Annotated in this window: 8 protein-coding genes; all 8 read right to left on the minus strand. The window is 70.1% G+C overall.

Annotated features, from left to right (window positions below):
- Positions 1-44 precede the first annotated feature (44 nt).
- Entirely contained in the window at positions 45-1,133 is a 1,089-nt protein-coding gene (gene ribB, locus VFQ84_RS13235) for a 3,4-dihydroxy-2-butanone-4-phosphate synthase (RefSeq protein ID WP_325132104.1), read from the minus strand.
- Positions 1,130-1,735, minus strand: a complete 606-nt coding sequence (locus tag VFQ84_RS13240) for a riboflavin synthase (RefSeq protein ID WP_325132105.1) — start codon at positions 1,733-1,735, stop codon at positions 1,130-1,132. The genes ribB and VFQ84_RS13240 overlap by 4 nt, the downstream gene beginning before the upstream one ends.
- Positions 1,736-1,850: 115 nt before the next feature.
- Positions 1,851-2,426 carry a hypothetical protein gene (locus VFQ84_RS13245; protein WP_325132106.1) on the minus strand — a complete coding sequence of 192 codons (576 nt, stop codon included), beginning with the start codon at positions 2,424-2,426 and terminating at the stop codon, positions 1,851-1,853.
- A 25-nt stretch (positions 2,427-2,451) separates the two neighbouring features.
- On the minus strand, positions 2,452-2,970 hold the full coding sequence (locus VFQ84_RS13250) for a hypothetical protein (protein ID WP_325132107.1): 519 nt from the start codon (positions 2,968-2,970) through the stop codon (positions 2,452-2,454).
- A gap of 360 nt (positions 2,971-3,330) precedes the next feature.
- Complete coding sequence (gene ribD / locus VFQ84_RS13255; protein WP_325132108.1) at positions 3,331-4,422, minus strand: bifunctional diaminohydroxyphosphoribosylaminopyrimidine deaminase/5-amino-6-(5-phosphoribosylamino)uracil reductase RibD; 1,092 nt, start codon at positions 4,420-4,422, stop codon at positions 3,331-3,333.
- Positions 4,419-4,883 carry a GNAT family N-acetyltransferase gene (locus VFQ84_RS13260; protein ID WP_325132109.1) on the minus strand — a complete coding sequence of 155 codons (465 nt, stop codon included), beginning with the start codon at positions 4,881-4,883 and terminating at the stop codon, positions 4,419-4,421. Before VFQ84_RS13260 ends, ribD begins: the two co-directional genes overlap by 4 nt.
- Positions 4,884-4,888: 5 nt before the next feature.
- Positions 4,889-5,404 carry a transcriptional regulator NrdR gene (nrdR, locus tag VFQ84_RS13265; RefSeq protein WP_325132110.1) on the minus strand — a complete coding sequence of 172 codons (516 nt, stop codon included), beginning with the start codon at positions 5,402-5,404 and terminating at the stop codon, positions 4,889-4,891.
- A 4-nt stretch (positions 5,405-5,408) separates the two neighbouring features.
- Positions 5,409-6,659, minus strand: a complete 1,251-nt coding sequence (glyA, locus tag VFQ84_RS13270; RefSeq protein WP_325132111.1) for a serine hydroxymethyltransferase — start codon at positions 6,657-6,659, stop codon at positions 5,409-5,411.
- Positions 6,660-6,892 lie beyond the last annotated feature (233 nt).

The raw sequence follows: 6,892 nt of genomic DNA on the forward strand, positions 1-6,892 counted from the left end.
CGAAGTGACACTGATCCCTTTTTCTCTTCTTCCCGCGCTGTGGGCTAGGGCGAAACGTACTCGACCACTTCCAGCCCGTAACCGGCCAGGCCCACCTGGCGGCGCGGCGTCCCCAGGACCCGCAGCTTGCCCAGGCCCAGGTCGGCCAGGATCTGGGCACCGGCGCCGTTGCGGCGCCATTCGCGGGTCTTGGGGGCCTCGCTGGCGTCGGCCTCGGTGATGCGGGCCAGCAGGTCGTCGGGGGTTACCGGCTCGGCCAGCACCACCACCACGCCCTCGCCCGCCCCGGCCACCGCGGCCAGCGCGTCGTTCACGCTGACGCCGAAGTCGGCCCGGCGCCACTGCAGCACGTCCGACAGCGGGTTCTTGACGTGCACGCGCACCAGGGTCGGCGTGGCGGCGGCCGGCTGGCCGTGCACAAGGGCGAAGTGCAGGTCGTGGGTGACGCGGTCGCGGTAGGTCACCAGCTTGAACGGGCCGTGCGCGGTCTGGATGTCACGCGCGTCCACGCGCTCGACCGTGTTCTCGGTTTCCAGCCGGTAGCGGATCAGCTCCTCGATCGAGCCGATCTTCAGGCCGTGCTCCTTCGCGAAGGCCTCGAGCTCGGGGCGGCGCGCCATCGAACCGTCCGGGTTGAGGATCTCCACCAGCACGCCGGCCGGCTCCAGGCCCGCCAGCAGCGACAGGTCGCTGGCGGCTTCGGTGTGGCCGCTGCGGGTGAGCACGCCGCCGGGCTGGGCCATCAGCGGGAAGATGTGGCCGGGCTGGGTGAGGTGCTCGGCCTTGGCGTCCGGCCGCACCGCGGTGCGGATGGTGTGGGCGCGGTCGTAGGCGCTGATGCCGGTGGTGACGCCTTCCGCCGCCTCGATGCTGACGGTGAAATTGGTGTGGTAGGGCGAATTGTTGTCGCGCACCATCGGGCCCAGGCCCAGCTGGCGGCAGCGCTCGCGGGTGAGCGAGAGGCAGACCAGGCCGCGGGCGTGGGTGACCATGAAGTTGATGTCGCTGGGCTTGACCAGCTCGGCGGCCATGATCAGGTCGCCCTCGTTCTCGCGGTCCTCGTCGTCGACGATGACGACCATGCGGCCCTGGCGGATTTCCTCGAGCAGCTCGGGGACGGTGGCGAAGCTCATTTCGATTCCTCGCGAGTCGCCAGCAGGCGCTCGACGTAGCGGGCCACGGTATCGACCTCGAGGTTGACGGCGGCGCCGACGGCGGTGTCGCCGAAGGCGGTGTGGGCGACGGTGTGCGGCACCAGGTTCACTTCGAAGCCGGCGTCGTCGACGGCGTTCACCGTGAGGCTGGTGCCGTCCACGGCGATCGAGCCCTTGTTGGCGATGTAGCGCAGCACGCTGCCGGGCGCGGCAAAGCGCCAGCGCTGGCTGCGGCCGTCGTCCCAGACCTTCTCGACCCGGCCCACGGCATCGACGTGGCCCGACACCAGGTGCCCGCCCAGGCGGTCGGTCGGCAGCAGCGAGCGCTCCAGGTTCACCGCGGCGCCGATCGGCAGCCCGCCCAGCGTGGTCAGGGCCAGCGTTTCGTTCGACACATCGGCGAACCAGCCCTCGGCGTCCCATTCGACCACCGTCAGGCAGCAGCCGCTGACCGCGATCGACTCACCCAGGGCGATATCGCCGTGCGGCAGCCCGCCCCAGCCGATGCGCAGGCGCTGGTCGCCGCCGCGGACCTCACGGGCCAGCAGGCGGCCGACGGATTGGATCAAGCCAGTGAACATGGGGGAAAGGCCCGGGAAAAGAGCGCCATTGTAAGTCCCCCGGGCGAACGCCGCGTCAGCAACCGGGGGCGGGCCGGGAACGCTGGGTTGCGGACGTCGGCCACCGGCCCGGACGCTAACCCGGGTAGCGCGCCTTGGCGCCGAACAGGAGCCAGATGAAGGGCCCAAGCAGCAGCCTCACGGCATCCATCGCCAGCGCTCGCCCGGGCTGGCCAAGCTGGCGCGCCATCCGGGAGTAGCCGAAGAACCCCGCGAACCGACCGTGGGTGGCCGCCCTGAGGTAATGATGCTTGGCGAGCGCGGGATCCGGCTCCGGACCGCGGCTGAGGTACCACGCGAAGCCCAGGCTCACTTCGGGGGTGTTCCCGAGCCGCTCTCCTTCGCGGAGCGCCTTGAGCGCCGAGGGGTAGCTATCGTGGCCCTGCTTCAGGAGCGCCCGTGCGAGGTTCGAATAGCTGATGGAATGAGGCGCGAGGATCGTCAGCTGGCGATAGTCCTGCACCGCCAGGGCGAGATCCTGCACACCGTCTTCGACGCCCCACTCGTAGGCCGCGGCCCGGAGCATGTAGCCGGCCACGGCTCGATCTCCCCCCGCCTGGATGAGCTGGGTTGCCAGTGAGACGACGGTCCGGTTGTCTCTCCGATCGTCGGCTTTCCAGGCTCGGCGCGTCACGTCATCCAAGTCATCCATGGCCGGCCCACCTACACTCAGGGCGTCAGCAGGAGGCGGAGGTCGGGGCCGACCTGGCGGGTTTCGACGAGCCTGAGGCCGATGCGCTCGGCCATCGTGGCCGGGTCGATGCCGGCGAACAGCGGTCGGCCACGCCCGCGTGTCCTGCGGCGGACAGCGGCGGGCCCTGCAACGGCCGGATCACCTTCACCCCTTGGGCTTGTGCGCGCGCGATGTCCTCGCGGATCTCGGCGAGGCGGCCGGAATGCAGGGCCACGCCCAGCGCGATCCGCTCCTCGATCGCGTTCAGCACGAGTATGCGCAACTCTGGCGACAGCCGAAGTGCCCCGGCGAGACGCGGCCGGCCTTCGGACACCCAGAACCTCTGCTTGAGTGCGACGGGCATCGGCAGCTCGACCACATCATTGGCAGCGTCGTCGAACTCGACCATCCCCATCAGCGCCAGGGTCAGCGGTTCAAGCGAGCGCAGACGGTCCATGCACGCGTGGTGGTAACCGAGTGCCAGGACCAGCGTGGCAATGAGCGCGACCAGCAATTTTTTCATGCCGCGATCCTAGTACAGAAGCTCGCGCAGGGCACCCGGTGGCTTCCGATGGCTACGGCGCCTTCGGGTCCTCATCCAACGGTTTGGAAGACGTCCTGTCGACGTCTTGCTGCTTGCCGGGAAAGAGTTCCCGCCAGGCCACGAACAGGACGGCCGCCGTCACGATGATGCAGCCCGCCAGCAGGATATGGCCGCCGTACTCCGGGCTGAACTAGTAGAGCAGTCCGCGCTTGTCAAGGAACTGCAGATGCCGCCAGTACCACGCGCCGGCGCCCGCCAGCAGGATTCCCAGCAGGATCAGGAGCCGTCCCGTGCGGCTTTCCATGCCCGAAGGGCTGCCGCGCTGCGGCCTCGGTGCGTTCACTGCGGCACCAGTGAAAGCCGCAGGTCGGGGCCGACCTGGCGGGATTCGACGAGCTTCAGGCCGATGCGCTCGGCCATGGTGGCCGGGTCGATGCCGGCGAACAGGGGGCGGGCGCGTTCGCCCAGCAGCACGGGGGCGATGTAGAGCAGCAGTTCGTCCACCAGGCCGGCCTTGAGCAGCGCGCCGCTGAGGGTGGCGCCGGCTTCGACCTGCAGTTCGTTGACGCCGCGCTGGGCCAGCTGCGACAGCACGGCGGAAAGATCCAGGCCGCCGTCGACGCGGCGCACCGCGAAGGCGCGCACGTCATCGTCGTAGTCGGGCACCACGTCGTCGCCGTGCACCACCAGGGTCGGCGCGAGCCCGTCGGTGAGCACCTGCGACAGCGCCGGCAGGCGGCCGCGTTCGTCCAGGACCACGCGCAGCGGCGGCACGAAATCGACGCCCTCGGGCAGGCGCACGGTGAGGCGTGGGTCGTCGGCGAGCACGGTGGCGATGCCGGTCATCAGCGCGCCGGCGCGCGCACGCCAGCGCATCACGTCGGCGCGCGCGGCCTCGGAGGTGATCCACTTCGACTCGCCGCTGGCCAGCGCGGTGCGGCCGTCCAGGCTCATGCCCAGCTTCACCCGCACCCAGGGCCGGCCGCGCTCCATGCGCGAGAAGAAGCCGCGGTTGAGGTGGCGCGCCGCGGCCTCCATCAGGCCGTACTCGACGGTGATGCCGGCGGCCTGCAGCTTGGCGAAGCCCTGCCCCGAGACCTGGTGGTAGGGATCGCGGCAGGCCGCGACCACGCGGGTGACGCCGGCGGCCACCAGGGCGTCGGCGCAGGGCGGCGTGCGGCCGTGGTGGGCGCAGGGTTCGAGCGTGACGTAGGCGGTCGCGCCGCGGGCGCGGCCGGCGGCTTCGCGCAGCGCGTGCACTTCGGCGTGCGGCTCGCCGGCGCGCACGTGCCAGCCTTCGCCCAGCACCTGGTCGCCGTCGGCGATGACGCAGCCCACCATCGGGTTGGGCTGGGTGGTGAACGCGGCGCGCTCGGCCAGCTGCAGGGCGCGGGCCATGTGGGCGTGGTCGCGGGCGGTGAAGTCGGTCATGCCGGAAGGATATCCATCAAATGCACGCGGGTGCCCCGCAGGCTGGCCTCGCCCTGCGGGCGCCAGCCCAGGCGGGCGTAGTAGTCGGCGTGGTCGGGCGTGAACAGCCAAAGGCGCGCCACCCCCTGCCCCGCCGCGAAGTCCACCAGGGCCTGCACCAGCTGCTTGCCGAGGCCGGTGCCGCGGGCTTCGGGCACCACGTAGAGGCTGGCCAGCCAGGCGTCGCCCTGGTCGCGCAGCTCCGGTGCATCCTCGTCCACCAGGCTCACGGAACCCAGCAATCGCTCGCCTTCCAGCGCCACCAGCGTCGTGGGGCGGGTGCGGCGGGTGGCGTGGTCGCGCAGCTCCTCGCGGGTCTGTTCCAGCGTCCAGCCTTCGTAGAGATGCTGCCACTGGGCGTGGTGCCAGCCGGCCAGGGTGTCGGCATGGCCGGGGGCGTCGGCCAGGAAACGGATGGCCACGGCCGTCAACGCTTGGCCTTGTCCACCACCGCATCCAGCAGGGGCAGCTGCAGGCCCTCGAGGCCCGGCAGGTCGCGTTCCAGGCGCTCGATTTCCTCGCGGAAGGCCTGCACGTCCTCGAACTTGCGGTAGACCGAGGCGAAACGCACGTAGGCCACCTGGTCGAGCGGCTTGAGCTCGGCCATCACGAATTCGCCCACCCGCAGCGAGGGCAGCTCGCGCTCGCCGGTCAGGCGCAGCGCGTGCATGACATTGCGCACCGCGGCATCGATCTGTTCGGACGACACCGGCCGTTTCTGCAGCGCGCGGTCGAAGCTGGTGCGCAGCTTGCGTTCGTCGAAGGCCTCGCGGCGGCCGTCGCTCTTGACGATCGCCGGCAGCTTCAGCTCGGCCACCTCGAAGGTGTTGAAGCGCTCGTTGCACTGCTCGCACTCGCGCCGGCGCCGGATGGTGGCCCCATCCTCGGACACGCGCGAGTCGATCACGCGGGTGTCTTCGTGCTGGCAGAAGGGGCAGTGCATCCGGTCAGCCGTATACCGGGAAGGCGCGGCACTGCGCGGTGACGGCGTCGCGGACGCGGGCGATGACGGCCGGGTCGGCGGGCGCGTCGAGCACGTCGCAGATCCAGTTCGCCAGCGCGATGCACTCGGCCTCGCCGTAGCCGCGGGTGGTGACGGCCGGGGTGCCGATGCGCAGGCCCGAGGTGACGAAGGGCGAGCGCGGGTCGTTGGGCACCGAGTTCTTGTTCACGGTGATATGGGCGGCGCCCAGCGCGGCCTCGGCGTCCTTGCCGCTGACGTCGCGGCCGATCAGGTCGATCAGCATCAGGTGGTTCTCGGTGCCGCCGGAGACGACCTTGTAGCCGCGCGCCATGATCGTCTTCGCCATCGCCTGCGCGTTCTTCACCACCTGCACCTGGTAGTCCTTGAAGCCCGGCTCCAGCGCTTCCTTGAAGGCCACGGCCTTGGCCGCGATCACGTGCATCAGCGGGCCGCCCTGGGTGCCGGGGAAGACCAGCGACTGGAACTTCTTCTCCAGCGCCTCGTTGGCCTTGGCCAGGATGATGCCGCCGCGCGGGCCGCGCAGGGTCTTGTGGGTGGTGGAGGTGACCACGTCGGCGTGCGGCACCGGGCTCGGGTACACGCCGGCGGCCACCAGGCCGGCGACGTGGGCCATGTCGACGAAGAAGTAGGCGCCGACCGACTTGGCGATCGCGGCCAGGCGCGCCCAGTCCACCACCTGCGAGTAGGCGCTGAAGCCGCCGATCAGCATCTTGGGCTTGTGCTCGTCGGCGAGGCGCTGCACTTCGTCGTAGTCGATCAGGCCGTTCTCGTCGACGCCGTACTGCACGGCGTTGTAGGTCTTGCCGGAGAAGTTGACCTTGGCGCCGTGGGTGAGGTGGCCGCCGTGGGCCAGGCTCATGCCCAGCACGGTGTCGCCCGGCGACAGCAGGGCCATGTAGACGGCGATGTTGGCCGAAGAGCCCGAGTGCGGCTGCACGTTGGCGTAGTCGGCGCCGAACAGCTGCTTCACGCGCTCGATCGCCAGCTTCTCGGCGATGTCGACGTATTCGCAGCCGCCGTAGTAGCGCTTGCCCGGATAGCCCTCGGCGTACTTGTTGGTCAGCACGCTGCCCTGGGCCTCGAGCACCCGCGGGCTGGCGTAGTTCTCGGACGCGATCAGCTCGACGTGGTCTTCCTGCCGCTGGCGCTCCTGGGCCATGGCCTCGGCCAGGGCGTCGTCGTAACCAGCGATCTGCATATCCTTGGCGAACATTCGGGGCTTTCCAGGCAGCGGGGACCCCCAAATTGTACCGGCAAAGCCCCGAAAACCCGCACCAACGCCCCCCAAGCCCCCAAGCAGCCCCGCGCAAAGCCGCGTACCAGTTACCTTTTCATGGACGATGAGACTGGCCGGCCTTGGCCGTCCGGTCTCATCGTCCATGAAAAGGTACCTGGTACGGCTTTCCCCATGGGCAAGCCACCCCCCCCTAAGGCAAAGCCCCCACC

The sequence above is a fragment of the Arenimonas sp. genome, assembly GCF_035721105.1.
Classification (GTDB): Bacteria; Pseudomonadota; Gammaproteobacteria; order Xanthomonadales; family Xanthomonadaceae; genus Arenimonas.

Coding starts and splice junctions, on each gene's coding strand:
- ribB (WP_325132104.1), bottom strand. CDS start 1,133: ATGAGCTTCGCCACCGTCCCCGAGCTGCTCGAGGAAATCCGCCAGGGC.
- VFQ84_RS13240 (WP_325132105.1), bottom strand. CDS start 1,735: ATGTTCACTGGCTTGATCCAATCCGTCGGCCGCCTGCTGGCCCGTGAG.
- VFQ84_RS13245 (WP_325132106.1), bottom strand. CDS start 2,426: ATGGATGACTTGGATGACGTGACGCGCCGAGCCTGGAAAGCCGACGAT.
- VFQ84_RS13250 (WP_325132107.1), bottom strand. CDS start 2,970: ATGAAAAAATTGCTGGTCGCGCTCATTGCCACGCTGGTCCTGGCACTC.
- ribD (WP_325132108.1), bottom strand. CDS start 4,422: ATGACCGACTTCACCGCCCGCGACCACGCCCACATGGCCCGCGCCCTG.
- nrdR (WP_325132110.1), bottom strand. CDS start 5,404: ATGCACTGCCCCTTCTGCCAGCACGAAGACACCCGCGTGATCGACTCG.
- glyA (WP_325132111.1), bottom strand. CDS start 6,659: ATGTTCGCCAAGGATATGCAGATCGCTGGTTACGACGACGCCCTGGCC.